At 66.0% G+C, this 26,869-nt stretch carries 22 protein-coding genes; 17 read left to right on the top strand and 5 right to left on the bottom strand.

The window, feature by feature from the left end; translation table 11 throughout:
• Positions 1-358: 358 nt before the first annotated feature.
• Positions 359-1,735, top strand: coding sequence for a YhjD/YihY/BrkB family envelope integrity protein (locus tag QZX93_RS03255; protein WP_295387268.1), 1,377 nt, complete (start codon positions 359-361; stop codon positions 1,733-1,735).
• On the opposite strand, the gene QZX93_RS03250 is transcribed toward QZX93_RS03255, so the two are convergent.
• On the bottom strand, positions 1,728-2,147 hold the full coding sequence (locus QZX93_RS03250; protein ID WP_295387265.1) for a hypothetical protein: 420 nt from the start codon (positions 2,145-2,147) through the stop codon (positions 1,728-1,730). The two genes, QZX93_RS03255 and QZX93_RS03250, sit on opposite strands and share 8 nt — an antisense overlap.
• Positions 2,148-2,197: 50 nt before the next feature.
• The gene (locus tag QZX93_RS03245) at positions 2,198-3,064 is read right to left on the bottom strand and encodes a YicC/YloC family endoribonuclease (RefSeq protein ID WP_295387262.1); all 867 of its coding nucleotides are present in this window, start codon (positions 3,062-3,064) and stop codon (positions 2,198-2,200) included.
• Positions 3,065-3,229: 165 nt separating this feature from the next.
• On the opposite strand from QZX93_RS03245, the gene QZX93_RS03240 reads away from it, so the two are divergent.
• From QZX93_RS03240 to QZX93_RS03185, 12 genes are all read left to right on the top strand, one after another.
• Positions 3,230-4,186: a serine/threonine-protein kinase gene (locus tag QZX93_RS03240; RefSeq protein ID WP_295387259.1), complete on the top strand. Its 957-nt coding sequence runs from the start codon at positions 3,230-3,232 to the stop codon at positions 4,184-4,186.
• A gap of 27 nt (positions 4,187-4,213) precedes the next feature.
• Positions 4,214-4,936, top strand: a complete 723-nt coding sequence (gene rph / locus QZX93_RS03235; RefSeq protein ID WP_295387257.1) for a ribonuclease PH — start codon at positions 4,214-4,216, stop codon at positions 4,934-4,936.
• On the top strand, positions 4,933-5,562 hold the full coding sequence (rdgB, locus tag QZX93_RS03230; protein ID WP_295387253.1) for an RdgB/HAM1 family non-canonical purine NTP pyrophosphatase: 630 nt from the start codon (positions 4,933-4,935) through the stop codon (positions 5,560-5,562). Before rph ends, rdgB begins: the two co-directional genes overlap by 4 nt.
• A 1-nt stretch (position 5,563) precedes the next feature.
• Positions 5,564-6,283 carry a YggS family pyridoxal phosphate-dependent enzyme gene (locus tag QZX93_RS03225; RefSeq protein ID WP_295387250.1) on the top strand — a complete coding sequence of 240 codons (720 nt, stop codon included), beginning with the start codon at positions 5,564-5,566 and terminating at the stop codon, positions 6,281-6,283.
• A gap of 84 nt (positions 6,284-6,367) precedes the next feature.
• Positions 6,368-7,198, top strand: a complete 831-nt coding sequence (gene proC, locus QZX93_RS03220; protein ID WP_295387247.1) for a pyrroline-5-carboxylate reductase — start codon at positions 6,368-6,370, stop codon at positions 7,196-7,198.
• Positions 7,195-7,764: a YggT family protein gene (locus QZX93_RS03215; protein WP_295387244.1), complete on the top strand. Its 570-nt coding sequence runs from the start codon at positions 7,195-7,197 to the stop codon at positions 7,762-7,764. Before proC ends, QZX93_RS03215 begins: the two co-directional genes overlap by 4 nt.
• Before the next feature lie 27 nt (positions 7,765-7,791).
• Entirely contained in the window at positions 7,792-8,322 is a 531-nt protein-coding gene (locus QZX93_RS03210; protein WP_295387241.1) for a DUF805 domain-containing protein, read from the top strand.
• A gap of 160 nt (positions 8,323-8,482) precedes the next feature.
• The gene (locus tag QZX93_RS03205) at positions 8,483-11,482 is read left to right on the top strand and encodes a serine/threonine-protein kinase (RefSeq protein WP_295387234.1); all 3,000 of its coding nucleotides are present in this window, start codon (positions 8,483-8,485) and stop codon (positions 11,480-11,482) included.
• Between the two features lie 270 nt (positions 11,483-11,752).
• A complete protein-coding gene (locus QZX93_RS03200; RefSeq protein ID WP_295387230.1) occupies positions 11,753-12,343 on the top strand; it encodes an FHA domain-containing protein in 591 nt (196 codons plus the stop codon).
• A gap of 127 nt (positions 12,344-12,470) precedes the next feature.
• On the top strand, positions 12,471-15,020 hold the full coding sequence (locus tag QZX93_RS03195; RefSeq protein WP_295387221.1) for a serine/threonine protein kinase: 2,550 nt from the start codon (positions 12,471-12,473) through the stop codon (positions 15,018-15,020).
• 150 nt (positions 15,021-15,170) lie between these two features.
• Positions 15,171-16,187, top strand: coding sequence for a MoxR family ATPase (locus QZX93_RS03190; protein WP_295387216.1), 1,017 nt, complete (start codon positions 15,171-15,173; stop codon positions 16,185-16,187).
• A gap of 126 nt (positions 16,188-16,313) precedes the next feature.
• Positions 16,314-17,270 carry a DUF58 domain-containing protein gene (locus QZX93_RS03185; protein ID WP_295387207.1) on the top strand — a complete coding sequence of 319 codons (957 nt, stop codon included), beginning with the start codon at positions 16,314-16,316 and terminating at the stop codon, positions 17,268-17,270.
• Between the two features lie 292 nt (positions 17,271-17,562).
• Here the strand turns inward: QZX93_RS03185 and QZX93_RS03180 are convergent, their stop codons facing one another.
• The 3 genes from QZX93_RS03180 to QZX93_RS03170 all read right to left on the bottom strand — a co-directional run bounded on the left by QZX93_RS03180 (position 17,563) and on the right by QZX93_RS03170 (position 20,301).
• Positions 17,563-18,687, bottom strand: coding sequence for a carotenoid 1,2-hydratase (locus QZX93_RS03180; RefSeq protein WP_295387203.1), 1,125 nt, complete (start codon positions 18,685-18,687; stop codon positions 17,563-17,565).
• Between the two features lie 198 nt (positions 18,688-18,885).
• Positions 18,886-19,605 carry a polyprenol monophosphomannose synthase gene (locus QZX93_RS03175; RefSeq protein WP_295387195.1) on the bottom strand — a complete coding sequence of 240 codons (720 nt, stop codon included), beginning with the start codon at positions 19,603-19,605 and terminating at the stop codon, positions 18,886-18,888.
• A 114-nt stretch (positions 19,606-19,719) separates the two neighbouring features.
• On the bottom strand, positions 19,720-20,301 hold the full coding sequence (locus QZX93_RS03170) for an RDD family protein (RefSeq protein ID WP_366759596.1): 582 nt from the start codon (positions 20,299-20,301) through the stop codon (positions 19,720-19,722).
• Positions 20,302-20,544: 243 nt separating this feature from the next.
• Between QZX93_RS03170 and QZX93_RS03165 the strand changes: the two genes are divergently transcribed.
• The 4 genes from QZX93_RS03165 (at position 20,545) to QZX93_RS03150 (ending at position 26,724) form a co-directional block, all read left to right on the top strand.
• Positions 20,545-23,091 (top strand): ATP-binding protein, encoded by a 2,547-nt coding sequence (locus QZX93_RS03165; protein WP_295387270.1) that lies wholly within the window; start codon positions 20,545-20,547, stop codon positions 23,089-23,091.
• On the top strand, positions 23,088-23,708 hold the full coding sequence (locus tag QZX93_RS03160) for a response regulator transcription factor (protein WP_295387190.1): 621 nt from the start codon (positions 23,088-23,090) through the stop codon (positions 23,706-23,708). Before QZX93_RS03165 ends, QZX93_RS03160 begins: the two co-directional genes overlap by 4 nt.
• Positions 23,709-23,887: 179 nt before the next feature.
• A complete protein-coding gene (locus tag QZX93_RS03155; RefSeq protein WP_295387187.1) occupies positions 23,888-25,162 on the top strand; it encodes an MFS transporter in 1,275 nt (424 codons plus the stop codon).
• A gap of 455 nt (positions 25,163-25,617) precedes the next feature.
• Positions 25,618-26,724: a hypothetical protein gene (locus QZX93_RS03150; RefSeq protein WP_295387184.1), complete on the top strand. Its 1,107-nt coding sequence runs from the start codon at positions 25,618-25,620 to the stop codon at positions 26,722-26,724.
• Positions 26,725-26,869 lie beyond the last annotated feature (145 nt).

The raw sequence follows: 26,869 nt of genomic DNA, 5'->3' as shown, positions 1-26,869 counted from the left end.
GGTCTATGCGAAGGGCATCAGGCTCTCAAACAGGTTGATGAAAGATGTCGAAGCGAGATTGAAGCGTAGCCCGACTTTGCCAAAATGGGACATCTTTATCCAGCCGGTTTTCGGGTAACTTCTATAACGGAAATCACCTAATGGCGCAGCGGGATCGCGAGATTCGGCCGGCGCCGAGTGGCGTCAGGCGCTCGCGCGCTGCGCATGACCTGGCCGCCGCAGGTATCATCTTCGCAGCGGGTTGTTAGTTAGTGTCGGCGGCCATCCCGGTCAAGGGGGAGGGCGAAAAAATCAGGTTCGGTTTGCGTATACTCGTGTCCAACCCGTCAACCAAGTTCCTGATGCGGAGCCGCCCCCGATGAACCCACCCGTCCGGTCCCCTTGGGATCGCCTGGAGACCCTGGTCTGGTCCAGCCCGTTGGCCGCGATGCCGCGCTGGCAGTCGCGCCTGGTGTGGCTCGGCCGCCTGGCCTACGCGCTCTACCGGGATTCGACCCAGGGTTATCTCTCGCTCCAGGCCATGAGCCTCGTGTATACCACGCTGCTGTCGCTGGTGCCCCTGTTGGCGGTGAGTTTCTCGGTGCTCAAGGGCTTCGGTGCACACAATGCCCTGGAGCCGTTGCTGCTGCATGCGCTGGAGCCCTTGGGCGATCAGGCCCCGGAGATTGCCCGCAACGTGCTCGCCTTCGTCGACAATATGCGGGTGGGGGTGCTGGGGTCGCTGGGCCTGGCGATCTTGGTCTATACCGTGGTCTCGATGATCCAGAAGATCGAGCATGTATTCAACGATACCTGGCGGGTGACCGAGACGCGGCCATTCGCCCAGCGGGTGAGCCAGTATTTGAGCGTGGTACTGATCGGGCCGGTGCTGTTCTTTACCGCGGTGGGCCTGTCCGCCTCGGCGCGCAATAACGCCCTGGTGGAGTCGTTGCTGGCGGTGGAGCCGGTCGGTACCCTGATCGACGTCGGCGGCAGTCTGGTGCCCTTCCTGCTGATTGTATTCACCTTCGCGTTTATTTATATCTTTGTGCCGAACGCGCGGGTGCGGGTGCGCTCCGCCCTGATCGGGGCGCTGGTGGCGGGGGTGCTGTGGCAGACGATCGGCTGGCTGTTCGCCCATTTCATGGTCAGTTCCACCCAGTACACCGCCATCTATTCGGGGCTGGCGATCCTGATCCTGTTCATGATCTGGCTCTATATCGCCTGGCTCATCGTGCTCACCGGGGCCAGTGTCGCCTTCTATCATCAGCATCCGGAGTATCTGAATAGCCGCGCCCGCGACCTGCATCTGAGCAACCGGCTGCGCGAGCGTCTGGCCCTGTTGGTGGCGGGTCATTGTGCGCGCACCTTCCTGGCCGGCGAGCCGGCCTGGACCGCCGACGCGTTGTCCGCCGCCCTGGGGCTGCCCAGCGCCAACACCGGGCGCATCCTGCAGGCCCTGGAACAGGATGGGTTCCTGCTGCGCACCGCCGATGCCCCGCCGCGCTACGTTCCGGGCAGGGCCCCGGAGCGTGTCACCGTCAAGTCGCTGCTGGACGCGGTGCGGTGCTTCGAGGAGGGGGAGAGCGGCTGTCACGGGACGGTCCCGGATCGGGGGATCGCGGCGCTCGAGCGGCAACTCGACGAGTCGATGGCGGCGGCCCTGGGTGGTATGACGCTGCGCGACCTGGCCGCCGCCATGGACGGCCCCCATCGGGCGGTGCAGGAGGGGCCGGCCGCGGGGGCGGTTATTTGATACCCACCGTCAGCTTGTAGGAGGCGTTGCCGCGGGTTCCGCCCACCTCAATGAGATAGGTGCCGGAGGCCGGCAGCGTACCCTGCCACTGCATGGCGTCGTCGCCCTCTCCCGCTCCGTCCAGTGCGGCCCCTTCGATCATAGGCATTCCGTCTTCGGTCTTGGCTTGGTAGCCAGGCTGATAGAGGGTGAAGACGGCGTTGTTCTCCACTGAGCGTATCTTGACCGTCATGGTCTGGCCGGCCTTGGCGGTGATGTCATAACGGTCGCGATCGCCCCGCACCACGCTGTTCGACAGGGTCGCGGCGCTCTGGCCGCGGGGGAAGTGAATGGTCTTGCGCACGCCTTCGGCATGCAGGCTGGTGAGCGGTGATAAGAGTAAGGCCAGGGATAGGCACAATGTACGCTTCATATTCAATACTCTTTAAGATGATTCGTCGCGGCCGGGGGCCGCTCCGACGGTTATTCCAGGTTTTGGATCTGCTCGCGCAACTGCTCGATCAGGACCTTCATCTCGACCGACTCGCGCGTGACCTCGACGTCCGCTGACTTGGAACCCAGGGTGTTGGCCTCCCGATTCAGCTCCTGCATCAGAAAATCGAGCCGCCGCCCGACCGGTTCGTCGCGCTGCAAGACATCCCGGACCTCGGCCACATGGGCCTCCAAACGGTCCATCTCTTCCTCCACGTCCAGTCGTGCCGCGAGCAGGGACAGCTCCTGTTCCAGGCGCCCCGGGTCCAGTTCGCCGCGCACCTCCGCGAGCCGCTCCGTCAGGCGCTTGCGCACCCCGGCGAGCACTTGGGGCATCCGCTGGCGCACCCGCACCACCGACTCCTGCAAGCGGTCGCAACGCTCGGTGAGGAGTAGACCCAGACGCGCCCCCTCGCGCTCGCGGGTGGCGAGCAGCGTGGTGAGCGCGGCGTCCAGCAGTTCCAGCGCGGTCTTGGTGACCGCATCGAGGTCGCGTTCCTGCTCCTGAATCACCCCGGGCCAGCGCAGCAGCTCGAACCCCGAGGGCTCCGCGGAGCGGCCGATCAGGTCGGCGATCTCTTGTCCGGCCGCCAGCAACTGCTCGACATAGGGGCGGTTGAGGCGCAGGCTGCCGACCAGGCCGACGGCCGGGCAATAACGTAGCGTACAATCTACCTTGCCGCGTTGCAGTCGCGCGCCGAGTCGTTCGCGCACCGCCGGCTCGAGTGCGCGCAGCTCCTCGGGCAGGCGCAGGTGGGGTTCGAGGAAGCGGTGATTGACGCTGCGCAGTTCCCAGGCCAGCTCGCCGAAGTCCCCGTCGCGGGTCTCCCGGGCGAAGGCGGTCATACTTTTGATCATCCGATGGTGCCTCAGGTGGTGGGTGGCGGAGATTACCGACCCGGTTAACGCTATCATACCCGCGGCCATGCACGGGCGATGCCCCGTGCGGGCCGGGGTGGCGGCCCCCGTTCGGCGGCCCCTTTCGTGCCCCCACGATAGCCACGAGGTTCGGCACTCAACGCCATGCTCGACAACCGCGAAAGCCTGCCGCCCGGCACCCTGCTCGGCGGCTATCGGATCCTCGACACCATCGGCAAGGGCGGATTCAGCCTGATCTACCTGGCGCAGGTCGAGGATACGGGAGACGAGGCGGTGATCAAGGAGTTCATGCCCCAGAAGATCGCCCGCCGCAACCAGCGCGGCTGGCTGGTGCCCATGGAGCCAAAACACGCTGAGGACCTGCTCCGTGGACGCAAACTGTTCTTCCAGGAAGTCAAGGCCTTGGCCTCGTTGAAGCACCCGAACATCGTGCGCGTACTGGCCTTCTTTCTCGCCAACCAGACTGCCTATCTGGTGATGCCCAACGAGCGCGGACGCAACCTCGGGGTCTATATCCATGAGCGTAAAGGTGGATTGAGCACGACCTTCATCCTGGACGTCTTTCTGCCGATCCTCGACGCCTTGGCCCTGCTGCACAAACGCTCCATGCTCCACCTGGACGTCAAGCCCGGTAATATCCATCTGCGTTACGGCGATGGCCGCAGCCGCCAGCCACTGCTGCTGGACTTGGGCGCAGTCCATCCGTTGAGCCGCGGGCGCGCCCGCGGGGGCCAGGTCATCACCGCCGGCTACTCGCCGTTGGAACAATATTACCGGGGCGGCAACGTCGGACCCTGGACCGATGTCTATGCCGTGGGGGCCAGCCTGCGCACCTGTATGGATGGCAGCGCGCCGCCCACGGCGATCGAGCGCCACCAAAAGGATACGCTGGTCCCCGCCACGAGCGCGCTCAAGGATCGCTATCCTGCCTATCTGTTGGAGGCCGTGGACTGGGCCATGGCCATGGACCCCGCCAAGCGCCCCCAGGATGCGCGCGAACTACTCAGTGCATTGGCCCGCCAAGTCGGCAACCTGCCGCAGACCGGCTTCTCAGACCTGGTGGGGGCCCGGCCCGAGCGCGCCCCGACCGACCAGCCGTGACCGTCAACCCACCGGAGACCCCATCCCATGCGACCCTCAGCACGCCAACCGGAAGAACTGCGCCCGGTTCGATTCACCCGCGGTTATACCCGCCATGCCGAGGGTTCGGTATTGGTGGAGTTCGGTGACACCCGGGTGCTCTGCACCGCGAGTGTCGAGGAGCGGGTACCCCCCTTCATGAAGGGGCAGGGCCGGGGTTGGATCACCGCGGAATATGGCATGTTGCCCCGCGCCACCCACGACCGCAGCCCGCGGGAGGCAGCCCGCGGCAAGCAGGGCGGCCGGACCCTGGAGATCCAACGCCTGATCGGGCGCTCACTGCGTGCCGCGGTGGATCTCGCTGCGTTGGGCGAGCGTACCCTGACCCTGGACTGCGACGTGCTCCAGGCCGACGGCGGCACCCGCACCGCCGCCATCACCGGGGCCTGGGTGGCGCTGTACGATGCGCTGGCCGGTCTGCGCGCCGCCGGCATCCTCGCGGTCGATCCGCTGCGCACCCAGGTGGCGGCGGTCTCGGTGGGGATCTACGAGGCCGAGGCGATCCTCGACCTGGACTATGCGGAGGACAGCAATGCCCATACCGACATGAATCTGGTGATGGACTCGCAGGGGCGTTTCATCGAGATCCAGGGCACCGCCGAGGGGGCGGCCTTCACCCGCGCCGAATTGGACGGGCTGCTGGAGCTGGGGGGCTATGGGATTCGCCGGCTCCATGACCTGCAACGCGAGGCACTGGGTTTGTCGGCATGATCCGATCACACCGCGGCGAGTCGATGGTGCTCGCCAGTAACAACCCGGGCAAGTTGCGTGAGTTCAGTCAGTTGCTCGCCGACGCCCGCATCCGGGTGATCCCGCAGGGGGAGCGCGGGGTGCCGGAGGTGGCGGAGACCGGCCTCACCTTTGTCGAGAACGCCATCCTCAAGGCGCGCAATGCCGCCGTGTACAGCGGGCTCGCGGCCCTGGCCGACGACTCCGGCATCGAGGTGGACGCGCTCAACGGTGCCCCCGGGATCTACTCCGCCCGCTATGCCGGGGCGGGGGCCACGGACGCGGACAATCTCAACAAATTGCTGCGCGAGCTGGACGGTGTGGCGGACGGCGAGCGCACCGCGCGCTATCAGTGTGTCCTGGTCTATCTGCGCCATGCCGAGGACCCCACGCCACTGATCTGTCAGGGGACCTGGGAGGGTCGGATTCTGAGTATACCGCGTGGTGAACGTGGCTTCGGCTATGATCCGATCTTTCTGGTCCCCACCCACGGCTGTAGCGCCGCCGAACTGGACCCGGTCGATAAGAATCGCTTGAGCCACCGCGGCCAGGCACTGCGCCAATTGCAGCGCTTGCTCGACGGGAGCGCGGAGGCTTCAAGCGCCTGAAATGATCACTCAATCAACCGCTTCGATCCCAGTCCAACTGGCCGCGGTGCGCGCCCGGATCCTGGCCGCGGCCCGGGATGCCGGCCGCCCGCCCGACTCGGTCGGTCTGATCGCGGTGAGCAAGCACCAGGGGGCCGAGGCGGTGCGCGCCGCCTGGGACGCCGGTCAGCGCGCCTTCGGCGAGAGCTATGTCCAGGAGGCCCTGGACAAGCAGGCGCCGCTTGCCGAGCTCGCCATCGAGTGGCACTTCATCGGGCGCATCCAGGCCAACAAGACGCGCCCGATCGCCGCGCACTTCGATTGGGTCCACGGGCTGGCGGACCTGGGCCACGCGCGGCGTCTGAATGACCAGCGCCCGGCGGCACTGGCGCCGCTCAAGGTGTGCCTGCAAGTCAATACCAGCGGCGAGTCGAGCAAGGGCGGGGTCGCGCCGGCGGCCGTCGCCGACCTGCTTGCGGCTTGCGTCGCCTTGCCGCGGTTGCAAGTCATGGGGCTGATGACACTGCCGGCCCCCGCCGCCGATGTGCGTCGCCAGCGTGAGCCGTTGCGGGCGTTGCGCCTGCTGCGCGACCGGCTGGCCACCCCCGAACACCCCTTGGACTGCCTCTCCATGGGCATGTCCGACGACCTGGAGGCGGCGGTCCTGGAGGGGGCGACCCTGGTGCGGATCGGCACGGCGATCTTCGGGGCACGCCCGTATAATGACAACGCGGCCCACTAGCCGCGCCCGGACCGAACCGGCGCGGCACGCGGGCTGGCAGCATTTTCCAACGGTCCACGCGGATCGGTACACCATGGGGCCCTTATGAGCAAACCCAGTATCGCCTTCATCGGCGGCGGCAACATGGCGAGCAGCCTGCTCGCCGGCCTGCTCGCCGACGGCTTCCCTCCCGCGTCCATCCGGGTCGCCGAGCCGGACGAGGCCCGGCGCGAGGAACTGACCGAACGCTTCGGCGTGCGCACCTATGCCAATAATCGGGCCGCCATCGCGGACGCGGCGACCCTGGTCCTGTGCGTCAAGCCGCAACTTGCCCCGATGGTGTGCCGGGAGATCGGCAGCCTGGTCTCCGAGCTCGGCCCACTGGTGATCTCGATCATGGCCGGGGTGACTGAGACCGCCATCCAGACCTGGCTCGGCTCGCCGGTGCCGGTGGTGCGCACCATGCCCAACACCCCCGCCATGGTCCAGACCGGGGCCATCGGGATGCACGCAAGCCCCGAGGTGAGCGAAGATGGGCGCAACCGCGCGGAGACCATCCTGCGCGCGGCTGGGCTCATCCGTTGGGTGGACGACGAGACGCAGATCGACGCCGTGACCGCCATCTCCGGGAGCGGCCCGGCCTATTTCTTCCTCTTGATGGAGGCCCTGGAACAGGCTGGGATCGATTTGGGCCTGGATGCCGAGACCGCCCGCCTGCTGACCATCCAGACCGCCCTGGGCGCCGCGCGCATGGCGGTGGAGAATGACTCGCCGCCGGCGCGGCTGCGTGAGCAGGTGACCTCCCCGGGTGGTACCACCGCGAGCGCGCTGGCGGTCTTCGAGGCGGCCGGACTGCGCGCCCTGGTCGGTCGGGCCGCCCACGCCGCCCGCGACCGTGCCGCCGAGATCTCCCGGACCCTGCTGGAGCAATCATGAGCTCGGCCTATCTACTCAATCCCTTGGTCTTTCTGATCCAGACCCTGTTCGGGGTCTATACCACGCTGGTGCTGCTGCGCTTTCTGCTGCAATGGGTGCGTGCGGACTTCTACAACCCCTTCTCCCAGTTCATCGTGCGCGTGACCTCCCCGGCGTTGCGCCCACTGCGCGAGGTAATCCCGAGCCTCGGCGGCATGGATACCGCATCCCTGGTGCTGGCCTGGCTGCTGCAGACGGTGGAACTGGCCCTGCTGGCCCTGCTGCTCGGGGCCAATCCCCTCGGCGCTCCGCTGTGGTCCTTGCCGGCCCTGCTGGAGCTCGTCATCAACATTGCCTTGTTCGCGGTGTTGATCCGCGCGCTCCTGAGCTGGTTCAATCCGGACCCCTACAACCCGGTTGTCGGACTGCTCACGCGCTTGACCGACCCCCTGCTGCGTCCGGCGCAACGCGCCCTGCCGCCCGTGAGTGGGATCGACCTCTCGCCCATGGCGGTCATGATCGCCCTGGTGCTCCTGCAAATGCTCCTGTTGCCCCCCCTTAAGTGGCTGACCGGGAGTCCGTTCTGATGCGCGCGCACTGGTCGGGGGTCTAACGTGTTGCACGCCTTTTTCGGCGGCCTCACCCAGGGGCGCCTGACCCGGCTCCCGTTTCTCGGGTTCTGGGTCCTGCTCTGGCTCCTCGTGGCACTCTATGGGACGGGCATTGCCTTCGGCATCGGGGTGGCAGAGCCACTGATCTTCGATGGGCCGGGCGCCGCCAGGGATTGGCTGGCGGGGCATTTTGGTCCACCGGTGCTCGTGCTGCTGGGACTCTGCGGCCTGCTCTTTGTACTGGCCCAACTGAATCTGCTCGCCAAGCGTATTCGCGACATGGGGCTCCCGGGTTGGTCGGTGTTGCTGGTCATCGCCCTCTTGGCCGCCGCGCTGCGCTATACCTTGCCACCGGGCGGCGGGCCCCTGGACCCGGAGACCCATGGCTTGCTCCTGCTCGCCTTGCTGCTGATCCCGAGTGGGCTCTTCACCCGCCGGCCGCTCCCCGTATCGGTCGACCAACCCGCGGCCGACGGTGCTCCGATGGAGCCCGGCGCGACTGGCAGTGCGCCGGCTGAGGTCCCTCAGCCCTGATGGGCAACGGGTGAGCGGTTTTCCCCGCGACGATCCCCGCGAGCGTGCGGCGTTGACTGACGGGATTGGCTTCAGGGCGGCGGAATGTCCCTACCACTAGCTAATTTAGGCTAGGATCTGTGACGCCAAGCCTTCCATCACCATTGAGGACTATCAGGCGATGACCTCAGCTGCCCATGAGACCCGCTGCCCCGGTTGCTTCGCCGAGAAAGGCCGGGCCACCTCATGTCCGGACTGCGGCTATGACGAGGCGGCTCCGCGTGGCAGGGCGCTGTTGCGCCAGCGCGGCCTGCTCAACGGGCAGTTCGTCGTCGGGCGGGTGCTGAGCCAGCCAGGTGGGTTCGGCATCACCTATCTGGGGTGGGATCTGGACCTCGAGACGCGGGTGGCGATCAAGGAGTACCTGCCCCGGGACCTGGCTGGGCGAGCGGCCGATGGGGCCCGCGTCGTGTGCCATTCGCCGAAGGCTGGGGCGACCTTCGGTTTCGGCCTGGAGCGGTTCCTGCGTGAGGTGCGCACCCTAGCTCAGATTAATCATCAGAACGTGGTGCGGGTACGCCAGCTCGTCAAGGCCAACGGCACCGCCTATCTGGTCATGGATTATTACGATGGGCTCTCGCTCGCCGAGTACCTTCAGTGCCAGGGTGGGCGTCTGCCGGAGAATCAGGCCAAGCAGCTACTGCTGCCGATCCTGGATGGCCTGCGGGCGATCCACGCCGAGGGCTTGCTGCACCGTGACGTCAAGCCCCAGAACATCTATCTGGCGCGCCTGGGCTCTGGCGGCGTGCGCCCGATCCTGATCGATTTCGGGAGCGCCCGCCAGATCCTGGGGGCGCGCAGCCGCCCCATGCCCGCCGTCGTCAGCGCGGGCTTCGCACCCTTCGAGCAATCTCACGGCACGGCAGCCCAGGGGCCGTGGACGGACATCTATGCCGCCGCCGCCGTCCTCTACCAGATGGTGACCGGCACCACCCCGCCTGCCGCGATCGATCGCACAGAATGCGATACCCTTCGGCCCGCGGCCGATTTTGGGGTCTCCCAGGCCCTGAGTCAGGCCATCGGCGAGGCCCTCGCACAGAACCCGCATCTGCGTCCCCAGAGCGCACTGCACTTTCAGTCGCTCCTGGTCGGTGCGGTGACAGCGGCGTCCGGTCCCGCCCCGGAGGCGATTGCGCAGCCGGCCCCAGAATCGATCGTTGAGCTCATTCTGGAATTGGCCCCTGAGTCCACCGCAGCGCCTTGTCCGGATCCGATGCCGGAGCCGATCCCAGAGCCGGTTCCAGAGCCGGTTCCAGAGTCGGTTCCAGAGCCGGTTCCAGAGCCGTTTCCAGAGCCGGTTCCAGAGCCGGTTCTTGCGCCCACCCCGGAGCCGGGCCCAGCGTCGATCCCGGAGTCCACCCCAGAGCCTTCCCCGGAGCCAGCGCCGGAGCAGCCGATCCCCGAGCCGATCCTTGCGCCCATCCTGGCGCCGCCCCCCGACTCGATCCCGGAGTCCACCCTGGCGCCGACCCCCGACTTGATCTTGGAGCCTACCCTGGATCCGCTCCCCGAGTCGATCCCGGAGACCACCCTGGATCTAACCCCGGTGCCGCCCCCGAAGGTGCCCCTGGCGCCGACCCTGATGCTGCTGAAGTTGCTCCCTGCGCCCACCCCGGAGCCGCCCGCTCAGCCCACCCTGGATCTGCCCTTGGTCTCGCCCCCGGCGCCTTCCCCGGATCCAGCTCCGGAGCCGATCCCGGAGCCCAGTCCGGAGCCCAGTCCGGAGCTGGCCGCGGCGCCGGCCCTGGAGCCCAACCCCGAGGAGCTAACCGCGGCGCCGGCCCTGGAGCCCAGTCCGGAGCTAACCGCGGCGCCAGTCCAGGAGCCGACCCCGGACCCGACCCCGGACCCGACCCCGGACCTAACCGCGGCACCGATCCCGGAGCCCACCCCGGCACCGACCCCAGAGTACATTCCTGCGCCTTCCCCGGACCCGACCTCCGGGTACCCGGTCACGCCGCCACGATTGATGCCCCGGTGGATGTGGCCGCCGCGTTCGTCCAAATGGACTCGATGGCTGGTCGCGGTCCTTGTGCTTGGCGGTGCCGGCGGGTTGCTCTGGTGGGGCAGGGCCGCGCAGGAGCAGTCGGCGCGCGGCGAAAGGACCGCGACGTCCGCCGCGCCCGCCCAGGGCGGCGTTGGGCCAGGATCGGCCGCGCCGTCGGCGCTCGGCCAACAAGCGCAAGCGGAGCAGCGGCGCCACGCCCATGACGACGCGGCCTATGCCGATGCCCGGCGGCAGGACACGGCCCCCGCCTACCGGCTGTATCTGGCGGGGTGCGAGATCGATGGCTGTGGGCACAGGCCCCAGGCCCAGGAGGCGCTTACCCGCCTGGGCGCACAGAGCGACGATGAGGAATACGCAAAGGCCCAGCGTGCAGACACCAGTGAAGCCTACTTTGCCTATCTCTCGGCCTGTGTCGTTACCGGCTGTCGGCATGAGGCGCAGGTCAAGCAACGCCTGGACGGTCAGTTGCGCGGGGCATTCGAGCGCGGCTTGGCTGACTTGGAGGCGCCGGCGGCCCAGCCGGGCGCGACGCATGACGACGCACTCTTTATCGTCGCGCGCGCGGCGGATACGCAGGCCGCCTATCAGCACTACCTGGACTCCTGCGGAGACACCGGTTGTACCCACCAGTCGGAGGCGAAGCGCTGGATGGCCGACCCTAACCAGCGACGAGCGGGAGGGGTCGTCCCATCCTTGGCGGACCCCCGATCGGCCGCTGAATCCCCACCGGTCGCGAAGGCCGAACCGCTTGTGGAGGCCCCACCGCCCGCGCCGGTCAAGCCGATCCTCTCGGCCGCGGAGCGTCGCCGGCGAGCGCCGGTCGCTAAGGTATGGGCCTATTTCGACTATGTGCGTGCCCAACAGGTCGCCGAGGCCCTGGCCTGTTTCAATGTCCCGGACAGGGGCGCACGCGCCGTCATCGAGCGCACCCGTTCGCTTAAGATTAATGCCCTACATCTAAAAGACATTAGCAAAAAATCGGCAAGAGTGTGGGGGGACTGGATTCGCGTGACGCGCGACGGTCGACAGGAGCACTGGCGCGGTCTGATACCATTGCGATGGAACGGCACCGATTGGAAGATCGAAACCTTCAAATATCTTGATAAATCATAATGTAACGGTTTGTCGTCGGAGCCGATCCGGGGGCGTTCAAGGGGGCCGATGGTATCGCTCTATGGTGGCTCTCTAGGTTAAAGTATGGGTTAATTGCATGATCGTCCAGAAGGTCGGGAGGGCGTCGGCGATTATCGCGCGGATTTTAAAGTATTTTTGTCTCCCGTAAGCCCTTGAAGAGCCGATACCTGCACGGCGTCCGCCGGAAGATCGGCATTTTGACGATCAGCGTTCACTGACGGCTCAACTCAACTCTAAACGAGGCGCACCATGGCAATGACTCCCTGCGGCAATGGCCACTTCTACGATCCGGACGAGACCTCGGCCTGCCCTTATTGCGGGGTTGACGTAGAGATCGGTGCCGCCCAGCCCCACGATACCAAGCGGCCCGCGGGTGATGCCGGGGCAGGGGGTGGCCTGGATCGGTCGCACGCCGAGGGGTCGCGGCACCAGCGTCGTACCCCGGTGGAGGGTGAGGCGGCCGCAGTCTGGAGTCAGTGGTCCGGCGGTATCGATCCGGTGGTAGGCTGGCTAGTCTGTATCTCAGGCCCTGATCGCGGGCGGGACTACCGTATCCACACCGAGCGCAATTTTATCGGTCGCGGGCCGGCCATGGACATTGTCATCTCTGGCGACCGTGGGATCAGCCAAGAGACCCACGCGGTGTTGAGCTACAACCCCAGACGCCACACCTTCCGAATCGCCGCTGGCGAGAGCCGCGGCCTGGTCTATGTAAACGACGACGAGGTAGCCGGTTTTGTCGAACTGAAGCCCTATGACCAGATCGAGTTGGGCGCGACCAAGTTGCTCTTCGTCCCCTTCTGTGGCGAGCGGTTCATCTGGTCGGCGGCGGTTCCATAGCCCGCAGGATAGATACCCGCCCGCGTCGGGACTGCCGTAGTGAAGGGGAGAATCACGGTGCCATAAGGCTCGGGCTAGGTCTGCTTGAGGTCAAGGCCCCCCCACCATCACCGAGGACGATCAGGCGATGACCGCACCTGCCCATGCGACCCGCTGCCCCGGCTGTTTCGCCGACAAAGGTCGGGCCAACCCCTGCCCACATTGCGGCTATGACGAGGTGGCCCCGCGCCGCGCGGTGCTGCTGCCGCAGCGCATGCTGCTCAACGGGCAGTTCGTCGTCGGGCGGGTGCTCGGCAGGCTAGGCGCCTTCGGTATCACCTATCTGGGGTGGGACCTGAACCTCGAGACCCGGGTGGCGATCAAGGAGTACCTGCCCCGGGACCTGGCCGGGCGGGCGGCCGACGGGACGAGCGTCGCTTGCCATTCGCTGGAGGACGGCGCCGCTTTCAGGTTCGGGCTGGAGCAGTTTCGGCGCGAGGCGAGCGTCCTGACCCAGATAAACTATCCCAATGTCGTGCGGGTCCGCCAATTCTTCAAGGCCAACGGCACCGCCTATCTGGTCATGGACTATTTTCAGGGGCTCTCGCTGGCCGAGTATCTGGAATACGAGGGCGGGCGCCTGCCGGAGGAGCGGGCCAAGCAACTGCTGCTGCCGCTCCTGGCCGGCCTGCGGATGGTCCACGCCAAGGGGGGCCTGCATGGCGACATCAATCCCCGGAACATCTATCTGGCGCGTCTGGAATCGGGCGGCACTCGCCCAATCCTGATCGATTTCGGCGCGGCCCGCCAGTCCCTGGGGGCGCATACCGGCAACCTGTCGGCAATCGTCACCGCGGGTTTCGCGCCCTTGGAGCAATATCAGGGCGCGGCGCCCCAGGGTCCGTGGACCGACATCTATGCTGCCGCCGCGGTCCTCTACCGGATGGTCACCGGCATCGTTCCGCCGGCGGCGCCCGCTCGCCACGAGCATGACACCCTGCGGCCGGCGGCCGAGTTCGGGGTCTCCGAGTCCCTGAGCGAGGCGATCGGCGAGGCCCTGGCCCTGAATCCGGCGATGCGCCCCCAGAGCGTGCAACACCTCCAGGCGCTCTTGGTTGGCGCGACCCCGCCCGAGACCATGCCCGCATCCGCGCCCGAGATCGCGACGACGCCCGAGATCGCGACGACGCCCGAGATCGCGACGGCGCCCGAGATCGCGTCCACGGCGGCCCAGGCGCCGACCCTGGATCCCGCGGCCACTCCGCTTCCCGCGCAGGCACCACCGACCCTGATTCCGGTATGGCGTCCGCCGCCGCGTTTGCGCGCCTGGATCAACGCGCTGATCTGGGTCCCTGTGCTTGGCATCGGCGGTGGATTTCTCTGGTGGGTGAACGCCTGGCAGGAGCAGCTCGCGCGCCGCAACGGGGGCGAGGCGGTGGCCGCGGTCGCCCGGGACGGCGACCCGGCCGGCCCCTATCGCGCCGTGTTGGATGCGGCCACGGCAGACATTTGCGCGCGCCAAGCGGGCTTGGCCGCGCCGCCTAAGGTCGAGCAACCACCGCAAGCGGAGCCCGGGCAGGGGCGTCGCGACCGCGACGACGTGGCCTATGAGATGGCCCTGCGCAAGGATGTTGCCTCCGCCTACCGGGACTATCTGGAGAACTGCGCGGCTGACGGGTGCGGGCACGAGGCCCAGGCCAAGGCGGTCATGGCGCAACTCGCGCGCCGGGAGGCGCCGATCGACGACGCGCAATACGTAAAGGCCAAACGTGCCAACACCGGCAATGCCTATTTTGCCTATCTGAACGCCTGCGCCGCCACCGGCTGCCGACACGAGGAGGAGGCCAGGCGGCACTTGGCCAGCCGCATAGACGGGGCATTCGACCGCAGCCTAGCCAAGGTCCAGGCGGACGCGGACCAGCGCCGCGCGGCGGACGACGACGCGCTCTTTACGATCGCGCACACGGAGGATATGCCTGGCGCCTATCGGCGGTACTTGGAGGATTGCGGCGACACCGGTTGCACACACCAACTGGAGGCGAAACGCCGGTTGGCCGAACTCAAGCCGCGCCGGGCGGACGCCCCACCGGCCGCGGAGCCCCAACCTGCTACGGCGGCGAGCGCGGTCGCGCAGGCCTCCACTGAGGCCGCAGCGGCCGCGGCGCCACCACCACCGGTCGCCGAGGTCCAGCCTGCTGCCGCGGCCCAAGAAACGGCCACTGAGACCCAAGCAGCCGCGGCGGCGCGAGCGGTCGCGGAGGCCCAAGCGACCGCTGAGTCTCGCTCTGCCGCTCAACGCCGCCGGCAGGCGCCGGTGGCCAAGGTGCGTGCTTATTTTAAACATGTGCGTGCCAATAAGGTCACCGCGGCCCTGGCCTGTCTCGCCACCCCGAACCGCGGCGCACGTGCAGCCATCGAACGCATCCGTTCTATTCAAATCAAGGAACTGCGCCTGCAAGACAACAACGAAACCTCGGCCAGGGTCTGGGTCGATTGGACTGGCGTGACGCGCGACGGCATACAGGAGCGCTGGCGCGGCCTGGTCCCGCTGCGCTGGGACGGGGCCGATTGGAAGATCGAGACCTTCAAATATCTTGAGCAAACAGGGGGGGCTTCGCAGGCCCAGCCGGCGGCGACGCGGGGTCAGGAAGCGGCCCGGGTCGGGCGCCACGCTCCTGCCGCCGGCCAGCCCGACTGAGACTCAGTCGCGCCGGACCATGCATCCGCCGCTTTGGGCCGCAGCGTTCCGGCACCGGGATGTCCCCCTATTCAAGCGCACGCAAATTCCCGACAATCCGCCTTCGCACCCGGCATCCGCCGCGGTGCCCTGCCAACGGGGACCGACACCATGGATCAAACCCTCGCGGATCGCTCCGCCCCACCCGTCCCGCCTGAGGCGGCATCTGCACTTGCCGCCGAGTTTGCGGCGCTACGCGACCATGTCGGCCGCGCCATCCTGGGCCAGGCCAACCTGGTCGAGCGCCTGCTGATTGCCCTGCTGGCCGACGGCCACCTGTTGGTGGAGGGCGCCCCGGGGCTGGCCAAGACCACCGCCATCAAGCAACTAGCCCTGGGTCTTGAGGGTGATTTTCACCGCGTCCAGTTTACCCCGGACCTGCTGCCGGCGGATCTGACCGGGACCGAGATCTATCGCCCCAACGATGGCAGTTTCCGCTTCAACCGCGGCCCCATCTTCCACAACCTCTTGTTGGCGGATGAGGTGAACCGGGCCCCGGCCAAGGTCCAGTCCGCCCTCCTGGAGGCCATGGGGGAGCGCCAGGTCACTGTAGGCAGCGAGACCTATCCGCTGCCCCAACTATTCCTGGTGATGGCGACCCAGAACCCGATCGAACAGGAGGGGACCTACCCGCTGCCCGAGGCCCAACTCGATCGCTTCCTGATGCATGTGCGGGTGGACTACCCGGACGTGCAGACCGAGCGTGCCATCCTGCTGCTCAACCGGCAGGAGGCGGTGCAGGCGGGGCCGGCGGCACCCGTGGTACGCCTGTCTCAGGCCAGCATCTTCGCCGCCCGCCGCGCCATCTTCGGCGTCTTCATGGCCCCGGGGGTGGAGGACTATCTGGTCCACCTGGTGATGGCGACCCGCCGCCCGCAGGACTACGCGGGCGATCTGGGGGGCTGGTTGCGCTTCGGTGCCAGCCCGCGCGCAACGATCGCCCTCGACCGCTGTTCCCGGGCGCGTGCCTGGCTGGCGGGGCGCGACTATGTCTCCCCGGAGGATGTGCAGTCGGTGGCCCCGGACGTGCTGCGCCATCGGGTGCTGCTCTCCTATGAGTCGGAGGCGGAGGGCCGGCACCCGGACGACTTCATCGCGGCCCTGCTGGCGCGGGTGCCGGTGCCCTGATTGGAAGAATGACTTGTCCGCAAATTAACGCAAATAAACGCAAATGAACAGAGTGAATGACGGTCGGTCGGATGCGGGGGCTTGGTCAGGGGCCGATGGTCGCCCTGGTATCTTTGGTCTATTCGAGTGAGTCCTTTGCCCAGTTCCGCTCCCGACCCCCAGGCCGGCATCCGGGTCGGGCTCAAGGACCTGATTGCGCTGCGCGGGCAGGCCGTGCGGCTCGATCTGGCGCCGCGCGCACGGGTGCTCGCCACCCGCACCGGCGGGCACCTGTCGCATTTTCGCGGGCGGGGCATGGAGTTCGACGAGTCCCGCGTCTACCAACCGGGGGACGACCCGCGCAACATGGACTGGCGGGTTACGGCGCGCACCGGCACGCCCCATGTGAAGTTGTTCCGGGAGGAGCGTGAGCGGCCGGTCTGGCTCCTGGTGGACCAGGGGCCGACCATGCGCTTCGGTACCCGGGTGGCCTATAAGTCGGTCATCGCGGCGCGTGCGGCGGCCCTGCTGGGCTGGGCGGCGGTGGAGCGCGCGGACCGGGTGGGGGGGCTGGTGTTCGACGAGGCCCGCCATCTGGAGCGTCGGCCGGCCGCCCGTGCCGCCGGTCTACTGTCCTTGTTGGAGCGGCTCAGTGAGCTGCCGGCGGCGGGTGTCCGGGGCCACGCCTCATTGGGCGAGGCCGCGGCCCATCTGGTCCGGTTGGTGCGCCCCGGCAGCCTGGTAGCGGTGATCAGCGACTTTGCCGGGGTGCGGCCGGACGCCGGGCGCTGGCTGGCGGAGCTCGCCGCCCGGGGCGAGTTGCTCCTGATCATGGTCCACGACCCGCTGGAGGCGGCGGCGCCCCCGCCGGGCCGCTATCCGGTAACCGACGGTGTGCGCCGCGGCCTGCTGGACCTCACCGGGGCACGCAGCCGCGAGGACTATGAGCAGCGCTTCGCCGTCAGGGCCGAGACCCTGGAACTCCTGGCGCGGCGTCACCGCGCCCACCTGTTGCATCTTGCGACCGACGCGCCGGTCGGTGCCGCCCTGTCGCAGGGCCTGCGGGCCCGCTTGGGTCCGGGGGCTATGCCGCCGCCACGCTAATCCGCACAAGAGTCGTTCTCACGCCAAGACGCCAAGGTTATGCAGTGAATTATCCGCGTTGCGGCCTTGATCAAGATTCCGGCCACTTGGGCTCGCCGAGTGCGTAGTCAGGTCATCTTGGCCTGACACCGTCAGGGCTGGAAGCCCTGACTACGCACGCCGCTGGCCGGGATTATGATCGACGCCCGCGTTGCCCATTCATCCTGCGGGTGACTCGGACAGTGCATGAACTGAATTTTTCTTGGCGCCTTGGCGCCTTGGCGTCTTGGCGTGCGCAATTTCCGGACTTAGCCTAATAGGCGCTGCCGGGTGTCTCCACCACGGCATAGCCGACCAGGGCGCCGCTGGAGTCCAGCACCTTACAGAGGCCCTCCCAGTAAGGCATCAGCTTCGATGGATTGAACTGACGGTCGACGAGCGGGACGATCCGATAGCGTCGATCCTTCACCGGCACGCTGAGGGTCCAGCCCAGTCCGAACTTCTTGTCGTCGAAGCGGGCGAGTTGGCCGAGTTGGCCGAACCGGTCTAACCGGCTGAACCGGCCGACGCGGGTCACGCGATAGTGATAACGATCGAAGATGGTCGTGCGCCCGGCCCGGTCGATGTAGGTTCCCTCCTGGTGGCCGGTCTTGGGGAAGGCATAGAGCATGATTTCCTCGCCGTCGACGAAGCGCAGTGAAAACCACTCCCAGCCCGTTTCAGTGAACAAGCCCCACTGCCGGTCGAACCAGGACTTGCCGGCCCCCTCGATGGTTACCCAATCGTTATTCGGGCTCTTGAATGCCAGGGTCCCGGCGGTGTCGATGTTGGTGTAGGAATAATAATAGCTCCGCTCGGCCGGGCGGCGCGGGTGGCCCATGACAATCCGGCCGTCGCGGCCATGCCAGACCACTGCCTTGGTGGGCTCGCCGACCAGGTTGAAGCGGAGATTCTTGCTCTTGGCCGCGATCTTGAACCCCTGCCCATCCCGGCAGACTCGACTGTCCTCGAAGACGATACAGTGCCCATCGGCATAGACCCTGGCCGAGGGTAGGCGGACCTCCTCTGAAAACAGGTGCTGACCGGTGGACGGGTCGGTGAATGAGAGATGCAGCGCATAGGTCGCGCCGAGATACATCCGCTGCCTGACCAGGAAGCTGCGAAAGATCGTGATTTGGTAGAAATAGGACTTGCCGGACCGATCAGCCAACTGCCCGGTCAGATACCACCATTCGCTCCCCTGGTCGTGGGGCGACCATTCATAATTGGCGTCCCGATGGGTCTGGTCGTTATACGGGATTTCAATCGATCGCTGGGTGGCACAGCCGGCCAGCAGGGCGATGGCCGCCAGTAGAGACAGCAATGCAGCTCGCCTGAATAGCTCACGCCAAGGCGCCAAGCACGCCAAGGTTTTGAGTGTATATGCAGTATCAGGCATGCTGGCAATCTCGTCAGGGAGCCGATCCGGGTTCCCGTTATCCTGGACAGGGCAGTTATCACGCCAAGGCGCCAAGCGCGCCAAGGCTTTTCAGTGCGTTATCAGCGTTGCGCCACTCACCCGGAGGGTGATCCGGATAGTGGCTCTACCCGATTGTATTTCTTGGCGAGCTTGGCGCCTTGGCGTGAGACATCGGGGCTAGCGCTTCAACAGGCGTCGCAGGCCTAGCCAGCTGGTAATCCCGAAGGCCTCGACGATGATGCGGCGCGAGATCTTGGATGCCCCGGCGCGGCGGTCCACATAGCGGATCGGCACCTCGATGATACGTGCCTCGGCGCGGGCGAAGGCGGCGAGGACCTCGATGAGAAAGGAGTAGCCGTCCGAATGCATGCGCGCCAGCGGGACCTGGGCCAGGGCGGCGGCGCGGTAGCAACGGAACCCACTGGTGCAGTCATGGACCGGCGCGCCGGTCATGGCGCGCGCATAGGCGCTGCCGGAGCGGCTGACCGCGCGGCGCACCGGCCCCCAGTCGACCAGGATCTCGCCGCCCTCGACATAGCGCGAGCCGATGGCGAGATCGGCGCCGGCGGCGACCGCCTGGATGAGTTCGGGGAGGGCCGCCGGATCGTGCGAGAGGTCGGCGTCCATGGTGCAGATGCGCGCGTAGCCGCCGTCCAGGGCCAGGCGCAGCCCCTCGCGGCACGCCGCCGCATAGCCGCGCGGGCCGGTGCGGTGCAGGACGCGCAGGCGTGGCTCACGTGCCGCGATGGCATCCGCCCGCGCGCCGGTGCCATCGGGCGAGGCGTCGTCGACGATCAGCACCGCCAGTGGTGGGTCGAGCGCGAGCAACCGCTGCGCGAGGACGGGCAGGTTGTCCGCCTCGTTGTAGGTGGGGACGATGACGATGGTGCTGGGCATGAGGAGTCTGTGGTGCGGACGGGTCGTTGGGCGCACGGGTGGCGTGTCGCGTGCGCGGGCCGCGCATGGTAGCGCGGCCGGTGGCGGCGCGCGAGTGCGTTAGTCCTTTGTGCGTTAGTCCTTTGGGACCACCACCAAGCGGGTGCCCGAGCGGCGGTCGTGCCAGGCCAGACGGTCGCGGTCGAACAGACACCACCAGAGCCCGAGACCCGCGGGCAGCAGGCTCAAGGTGGCCCAGGCGAGGCGGCGCAGGGCGTCACGCGCGCTGAGGCGCCCGCCGTCGTCGCGCACGGCGCGAATACGCCAGGTGCTCATGCCCAGGGTTTGGCCGCCGTGGGTCCAGAAATAGACGAAAAAGCCGGCGATGACGGCGAGCAGATAGACCTGGAACAGGGTCCGATACAGCCAGTCACCGTTAGGGTAGGGGCGGGCGGCGAGCAGGTCGTAGGGGATGATAAAGAGCGCGGTGGCGAGCATAAGCAGGGCGGCGATCAGGATGGAGTCATAGAGCATTGCGCCCAGACGACGCGGCAAGCGGGCCAACTGGGGGGCCCTCTCCGGGGCGGGCATCGGGGCCTTGGTCGGTTGTGACGTGGGCGGTGCGTCGACCGACACCTTCACATCGACCGATACTTTGACCTCAGCTTGGGTGACTGCATCGGTGATCTGGCCGTTGACTGGGGTGGGTGTGGCCATGACGGGCTCCTGGTAATCGATGGGGCGGGCGGTGGGCGTGTGGCTCGCCTCGCAGTGGGCTGGAGATTGTCCCCGTCCGCGCGGCTTGGCGCCAGCACGGGGGCGGCGTAACCTGCGAGGTTGGCGCGCCCGGCCAGATCTGCGCCGCACCGGGGTGCGGCGCGCGGCGCTGCCTGGGAGCCTTAAGACTTGTATCATATTCCAGTAAAACCGATCGTCGTCCGCCTGCTGCGGGGCGTGCCCATGCCGCTCATCGCCATCGTGATCGGGCTGGCGGCGGGGCTCGCGGTATGGGTCGTGCTGGATGAGATCCAGTCGCGTCAGGTGGCCCGGATCTTCGATGCGGAACTCCAGGATCAACTCGATCTCCAGGCCCGGGAGGGGCTGATCCGCTTCGACCGCTATGTGGCCGGCTACGGCATGACCACCCGTCTGCTGGCCAATCACCGGCGCCTGGCCGAGTATCTGGAGCCCCGGGTCTGGTCCAAGGCGGAGGGGGGTACACCGCTGGTCTATCGGGAATTCCGGCCCTTTTGGCTGCCCGACTTTTTTGCCCGCGATGCCCAGCGCCCGCCCACCCAGGTGTTGCTCACCGATCTCGATGGCCGGGTCCGGGAGGTCTATCAGACCGGCCCGGCGCCGCTGCCGGCCGAGCTCGCCAACCGCATCCCGGCGCGCTTTCTAGATGCCGCGGCCGTGCGCACGGTGCCGCTCAAGCTGGCGGGCGCGTTGTATCTGTTGGTCAGCGACACGGTCGAGGATTCGGCCGGTTATCGCATGGGGTATCTGGTGGTACTGGTGCCCATCGACCAGGCCTTCCTGGCCGCCTCGCAGCGCGGGGTAGACCCGAATCGGTCGGCAATTGCCTTGGTGGATCGGGGCGACCAGCGGATCCTGGCGAGTGTGGACCCCGCCAACCTGGTCCCCGGAACGACCCCGGACCAGTGGGGCGACGGCTATGTGGTCACCACCCAGCCCTTGCCCGACTACGCGGGGGCGGACAACAACCTGCTGTTTGCGACCTTCGTGACCCAGACCAATGTGGAGCGCATGTCGCGCCACGTGCGCATCTTCGAACACCGCCAGCGGTTGTTCCTGGCCCTGATGTTCATCCTGGTCTTCACCTGGGTCATCTATCTGGTGTCCGCGCGGCTCAACCGGGTCTTGAAGCGTATGACCCGCTTCTCTCAGCGCGCCCTGGGGATCCCCGAGCCCGGCTTCCAGCGCACCGGGAATCAGTTGCTGCTGCTGGAGGAGTGGATTGCCCACTTCACCCAACTGGTGCTCAAGGCGCGCGAGGAGATGAGCCGCCGCCATCAGGCGGAGATGCGCGAGAGCGAGGCGCTCAAGGCGGCGATGATGGAGGCCTCGCTGGACGCCATCGTCACGCTCGACCACCAGGGACGCATCATTGAGGTCAATCCGTCGGCGGAGCGGGTCTTCGGCATCGGGCGCGCCGAGGTCATCGGCAGCCCCTTCGGTGAGCGCCTGTTGCCGGAGGTGGCGCGCACCGCCTTCCGCCGTCTGCTCGATCGTTCCCGTCACGACGGTCTGGAGCCGGCGGGTCGCGGCGAACTGGTCGCACTGTGTGGCGACGGCGCCGAGTTTCCGGTTGAGATCTCGATTGTCCCCATCGACCTGGAGGCCGAGCGCTTCTATACCCTGTATATCCACGACATCACGCAACGCAAACAGGCCGAGCGTGAAATCAAGAGCCTGGCGCGGCTCGCCAGCGAGAGCCCCAACCCGATCCTGCGCGTGAGCGCCGCCGGCCAGATCGCCTATGCCAACAACGCGAGCCGCCCGCTGCTGCTCGCCTGGGGTACCGAGCAGGGTGGTGCCCTGCCGGCGGAGTGGGCGAGCGAAGTCGCCGAGACCCTGGGACAGGGCGAGCCGCGCGAGCGCGAGACGACCCTCGGGGCCCTGGTCTATGCCCTGCTGTTCGCCCCTTTCAGGGACTTGGGTTATGTCAACATCTATGCGCGCGACATCACTGCGGTGCGCCGGGCCGAGCAGGCGTCGCGCCAGCACCAGGCAGAGTTGGTGCATGTGAGTCGCCTCAGTACCATGGGCGAGGTGGCCACCGGTATGGCCCATGAGCTTAATCAGCCGCTCTCGGCCATCGTGAATTATGCCAACGGCTGCACCAGGCGTATCCAGGGCGGTCTGGGCCAGACCCAGGACCTGTTGGGCGCCTTGGCCCAGATCGCGAGCCAGGCCAAGCGCGCCAGTGAGATCATTCGCCGCTTGCGCGCACTGGTCGGCAAGCAGCCGCCGATGCGTGCCGATGTGGATCTCAATCACCTGGTGCGTGAGGTGTGTTCCTTCGTCGAGTTTGAGACCAGCAAACTGAGCATCCAGATTGAGCTGGACTTGGCCGGGGAGCCGATCCCGGTCCATGTGGACCTGGTGCAGATCGAGCAGGTGTTGCTCAATCTGGTGCGCAACGCCTTGGATGCACTGGAGGAGTCCCCGGAGGGCGAGCGCTGCCTCAGCATCCACACCGCCGTGCAGGGGAGCGAGGCGAAGGTCGATGTGCGCGACAGCGGCCCCGGCGTCGAGTCGGAGCGCTTGAAGCTCCTGTTCGATCCGTTTTTCACCACCAAGGAAGGGGGGATGGGCATGGGATTGCCGATCAGCCAGACCATTCTCGAAAACCATGACGGGCGCATCTGGGCCGAATCCGCGCCCGGCCAGGGCACCGTCTTCCACGTTACGCTGCCGCTCGCGGATCGCGCCGCTGCGGCGGACCCCGAGCCGCCGCCGAGCCCAGCAGGAACCAGCCAATGAGTACCGTCCCTACCGTTTTTGTCGTCGATGACGATCAAGCCATGCGTACCTCCCTGCAATGGTTGATCGAATCGACCGGTATGCGGGTCCTGACCTTCGAGTCGGCCGATGCCTTCCTGGCCGGCTATTATCCGGGGCGGGCCGGGTGTCTGCTGGTGGATGTACGCATGCCCGGTATGAGCGGGCTGGAGCTCCAGGCCTATCTGGCGCGGGAGGGCTATCGTCTGCCGGTCATCATTATCACCGGTCATGGCGATGTGGCGATGGCGGTGAAGGCGATGAAGGCCGGCGCCATGGACTTCATCGAGAAGCCTTTCCATGACGAGGACCTGCTGCGCGGCATTCGTAAGGCCCTGGAGCAGGACCAGCGACAGCGCGTCGATCGCGCCGCCCGTGCCGATCTGCTGGCGCGTCTGGCGGACCTGACGCCGCGCGAGCACGAGGTGATGGGCATGGTCACCGATGGCAAGTCCAATCGTGAGATCGCCGCTGCCCTGGGGGTGACCCCCAAGACCGTGGAGGCCCACCGCGCCCGCGTCATGGAGAAGATGCGCGCCGACTCACTGGCTGAACTGGTACGGATGGCCCTGATCGCCGGCCAGGATGAGTCATCCTGAGCCCGGCAGTGACTCACGCCAAGGCGCCAAGCTCGCCAAGAAAGACCATCGATAGGTAGGTCCAGTGTGCGGATTACCCGGCGGGTGACTCACCTGGCACTGGTCAGTGAATGAATGAAAAACCTCGGCGAGCTTGGCGCCTTGGCGTGACAACTACTTTTTCCAGGGTGAATATCGGTATGACAGCGCAACCGACCGCTCGCCGCCAGGTGCTCGCCTGGTCCTTTTATGACTGGGCCAACTCGGCCTTTGCCACGGTGGTCATCGCCGGCTTCTTCCCGGTGTTCTTCAAACAGTTCTGGGCTGCGGACCTGGCCGCTACCGAGAGCACGCGCTGGCTTGGGTATGCCAGCAGCACCGCTAGCCTGATCCTGGTCGGCATGGCGCCGCTGCTGGGGGCGCTGGCCGACCAACTCGGGGCCAAGAAGCGCTTCCTGCTGATCTTCACTACGCTCGGGGTGTTCGCCACCGGCGGTCTCTATTGGCTGGCCGCCGGGCACTGGGTCGGCGCCCTGGCGCTCTATTTGGCAGGCCTGGTAGGCTTTCTCGGCAGCAATGTGTTCTATGACTCACTGATCACCGACGTGGCCGAGCCCGGGGACTACGAGCGCGTCTCCTCCTTGGGCTATGCACTGGGCTATCTGGGGGGCGGTGCATTGTTCGCGCTCAACGTCGCCATGGTCCTGACCCCCGCGACCTTCGGCTTTGCCGACAAGGGTTCCGCGGTTCAGGCGGCCTTTCTGGGGGTCGCGCTGTGGTGGGGGTTCTTTACGCTCCCGCTCGCGTTCCTGGTCAAGGAGCCGCGGGGTTTGGCGGAGAAGACCTTCGCCGGTGCCGTCGGCGGCGCCTTTACTGCACTGGTGCAGACCTTCCGCCAGGTCCGTAGCCTGCGCTATACCTTCCTGTTCCTCGTCGCCTATTGGTTCTATATCGACGGGGTGGACACCATCGTCTTCATGGCGGTGGATTTCGGGCTCTCGCTTGGCTTCCCGTCGTCCAGTCTGATGGTGGCACTGCTGATCACTCAATTCGTCGGCTTCCCGGCGGCCCTGGTCTTTGGCTATCTGGGTGGCCGCTGGGGACCCAAACCCAGTATTTTGCTCGCCATCGGTGTCTATGCGCTGGTGGTGCTGGCGGCCACGCAGATGCAGGAGGTGTCGCACTTCTATGCGCTCGCGGTTGCCATCGGGCTGGTGCAGGGCGGTGTGCAGGCCCTGTCCCGGGCGCTCTTCGCCGGCCTCATTCCAGCCGGCCAGACTGCCGAGCTGTTCGGCTTCTATAACACGGTCGGCAAATTCGGCGCGGTTCTGGGTCCCTTTCTGGTCGGCACCACTGCGGCCCTAACCGGTAGCCCGCGGTTGTCGCTGCTGCCGATCTTGGGGCTCTTCCTGATCGGCGCGGCGCTGCTTACGCGGGTGGATGTGGCGGCGGGACGGGCGGCGGCGAGGCCTTGATAAGTATCGCGCTCCAGTATCTAGGTCATTCATAGTCGACCGTCACCCATATTTATGGGTAGGCGGGCCAGTAATCGTTAGAGTTCTGTAAAGAATTGCGAGAGCTTCTCACGCAAGCGACTGATTCAGCAAGCTGTCTTCTTTCCTTAGCCGTGCTAACAAAATGGGGTGGCAGAGCGTGTCGGCTCATCATGGCGAGACTTATGGTCAAGTCAGGTTGACAGGCTTTTTTTCGTGCAATACTATCAAGGGAAATTGCGTGGGGTGCGGCACGCACTCATCTGGCCGCACTAAACTGAAAGCTGAAGTTTCCGGGTTCTCAAAGCCGGCCAAGACCAGGCACTTGGGGCTGGGAGTTTTCGCAGGGTTTGGCGGGGACTGGGCAAACCCCTCCAGCATCCCCCCAGCGTAACCCCCCGACGCCTTGGCCCCCTGGAAAAGCCGGAAACTTCAGAGTGAAAATGGAGGCCCCAATGATGTCTGCAAGAATAACTTTCGCCATAGCGCTGTTCCTGTTTTGTTTTACGGCAACAGCGCCCAAACCGGTTGATGCGGCCCCGATCCGGGATTTCCCGGTGACCCTCGTTCAGCCTGATGGAGAAGTGATCAAGTGCTTCGTCAGCGGTGACGAGTATTTCAACTACTATCACGATGCCAAAGGCTACAAGATCATTCAAGACCCGGCGACGGGGTATTATACTTATGCCGTCGAGGTGAATGGTCGTTTTGCCCCCTCCCGATATCCTGTCAACAAAGTGTCTCCGGAGGCTTTAGGGCTCCCTCAATCTTTAAGGGCCCCAGCAGATATCGGTAACAAGCCAGCCAACCAGTTCCCCTTTGGCTCCCCCGTCAATTCCGACCTGATCGCCAACGCCCCCCGGACGGGGACGATAAACAATATCGTCGTTTTCATCCGGTTTAGCGGGGATGCCGCATACACTGATCCGATCAGTACCTATTCGACGATGTTCAATTCCACCACGACGGGTGGCAACTCGTTGCGGAACTATTATTCGGAGGTCAGTTACAATCAGTTGGCCATTGCGACGTCGTTCTATCCGACGCAAACCGGAGCGACGGTCGTTTCATACCAGGATGCGCAGCCTCGTGGGTACTATCAGCCTTATAGCGCGACCAATACCATAGGCTATGATCCGGCTGTCACCGATTCAATCAGCACCAATGGCCGTACCTACCGCGAGCACGTGCTCCTCAAGAACGCAGTCAACGCCATTAGCTCGCAAGTCCCTGCTTCGCTGACTGTCGATGGCGACGGCGATGGCAACGTTGATAATGTTTGTTTTGTCGTAAGCGGAAGCCCAGGGGCCTGGAGTTCGTTGCTGTGGCCCCACATGTGGTCGCTCTATAGTCAGGTCGCTTACATCAACAGCAAAAGGGTGTGGACTTACAACTTCCAATTGCGCGATTTCACGGTTTCAAGTTCCAATGGCGTTGGCGTCTTGGCCCATGAGATGTTTCACTCTCTCGGGGCTCCGGATCTATACCATTACAGCCAAGACGGTTTGAGCCCTGTCTGGAAATTGGGATTTGATGGAGTATAATTTGAGAGGCTGTCTAAGAACCATTTTGAGATAGAGGCTTACTTAACGGCTAATAAATACGGCGTTTGATTATTGCAGATCTGCCGAAGAAGCAAGCGTCCGGATGCAATATAAACCTGTGTTTCGCTTGAAGTCGGTTTGCGCT

Source organism: uncultured Thiodictyon sp., from assembly GCF_903946935.1.
Taxonomy (GTDB): domain Bacteria; phylum Pseudomonadota; class Gammaproteobacteria; order Chromatiales; family Chromatiaceae; genus Thiodictyon.
The sequence above is the reverse complement of the archived record's forward strand: the minus strand, read 5'-3'. Positions and strand labels throughout refer to the sequence as shown.

Coding starts and splice junctions, on each gene's coding strand:
- QZX93_RS03175 (WP_295387195.1), bottom strand. CDS start 19,605: ATGCCCAGCACCATCGTCATCGTCCCCACCTACAACGAGGCGGACAAC.
- QZX93_RS03240 (WP_295387259.1), top strand. CDS start 3,230: ATGCTCGACAACCGCGAAAGCCTGCCGCCCGGCACCCTGCTCGGCGGC.
- QZX93_RS03215 (WP_295387244.1), top strand. CDS start 7,195: ATGAGCTCGGCCTATCTACTCAATCCCTTGGTCTTTCTGATCCAGACC.
- QZX93_RS03170 (WP_366759596.1), bottom strand. CDS start 20,301: ATGGCCACACCCACCCCAGTCAACGGCCAGATCACCGATGCAGTCACC.
- rph (WP_295387257.1), top strand. CDS start 4,214: ATGCGACCCTCAGCACGCCAACCGGAAGAACTGCGCCCGGTTCGATTC.
- QZX93_RS03180 (WP_295387203.1), bottom strand. CDS start 18,687: ATGCCTGATACTGCATATACACTCAAAACCTTGGCGTGCTTGGCGCCT.
- QZX93_RS03205 (WP_295387234.1), top strand. CDS start 8,483: ATGACCTCAGCTGCCCATGAGACCCGCTGCCCCGGTTGCTTCGCCGAG.
- proC (WP_295387247.1), top strand. CDS start 6,368: ATGAGCAAACCCAGTATCGCCTTCATCGGCGGCGGCAACATGGCGAGC.
- QZX93_RS03245 (WP_295387262.1), bottom strand. CDS start 3,064: ATGATCAAAAGTATGACCGCCTTCGCCCGGGAGACCCGCGACGGGGAC.
- QZX93_RS03195 (WP_295387221.1), top strand. CDS start 12,471: ATGACCGCACCTGCCCATGCGACCCGCTGCCCCGGCTGTTTCGCCGAC.
- QZX93_RS03225 (WP_295387250.1), top strand. CDS start 5,564: ATGATCACTCAATCAACCGCTTCGATCCCAGTCCAACTGGCCGCGGTG.
- QZX93_RS03250 (WP_295387265.1), bottom strand. CDS start 2,147: ATGAAGCGTACATTGTGCCTATCCCTGGCCTTACTCTTATCACCGCTC.
- QZX93_RS03160 (WP_295387190.1), top strand. CDS start 23,088: ATGAGTACCGTCCCTACCGTTTTTGTCGTCGATGACGATCAAGCCATG.
- QZX93_RS03165 (WP_295387270.1), top strand. CDS start 20,545: ATGCCGCTCATCGCCATCGTGATCGGGCTGGCGGCGGGGCTCGCGGTA.
- QZX93_RS03190 (WP_295387216.1), top strand. CDS start 15,171: ATGGATCAAACCCTCGCGGATCGCTCCGCCCCACCCGTCCCGCCTGAG.
- QZX93_RS03255 (WP_295387268.1), top strand. CDS start 359: ATGAACCCACCCGTCCGGTCCCCTTGGGATCGCCTGGAGACCCTGGTC.
- QZX93_RS03200 (WP_295387230.1), top strand. CDS start 11,753: ATGGCAATGACTCCCTGCGGCAATGGCCACTTCTACGATCCGGACGAG.
- rdgB (WP_295387253.1), top strand. CDS start 4,933: ATGATCCGATCACACCGCGGCGAGTCGATGGTGCTCGCCAGTAACAAC.
- QZX93_RS03155 (WP_295387187.1), top strand. CDS start 23,888: ATGACAGCGCAACCGACCGCTCGCCGCCAGGTGCTCGCCTGGTCCTTT.